Here is a 326-nt window from a genome sequence, read left to right as displayed (position 1 = left end):
CTTGCTTTTATAGGTTTATTTATTGTCGTAGTCTGCCTAAAAGTCGTAAGACTGGCCAATATGCAAAATGACGAATAAAAGGGAAAAGGAAAAATGAATGATACCAGAAGTTTATTTTATTCTCGGCGTTTCGCCCTACGCAGTCGCCTGCTTGTGCTTGTATGTTTTGGCGCGCAAGTTTTAAATCCGTTAACAGCTTTTGCAGAGGTCGGCCTTCCTCCGCCGGCACAACATCAAAACGCAGGCTTTCCATCCGATCAAGCATTGCAACGTCGTGGCTACGATCCAAAGACAGGCGTTTGGAAGGTTGATGTACAAAACAACGG

Annotated in this window: 1 pseudogene; it reads left to right on the top strand. The window is 44.5% G+C overall.

The annotated features are described in order from the left end of the window. Positions 1–93: 93 nt before the first annotated feature. Positions 94–326: pseudogene (locus HMPREF2661_RS04040) on the top strand (hypothetical protein); the annotation flags it as partial.

Source organism: Neisseria sp. HMSC061B04 (assembly GCF_001836705.1).
Lineage (GTDB): Bacteria > Pseudomonadota > Gammaproteobacteria > Burkholderiales > Neisseriaceae > Neisseria.
This window is presented reverse-complemented; position numbering and strand designations above follow the sequence as displayed.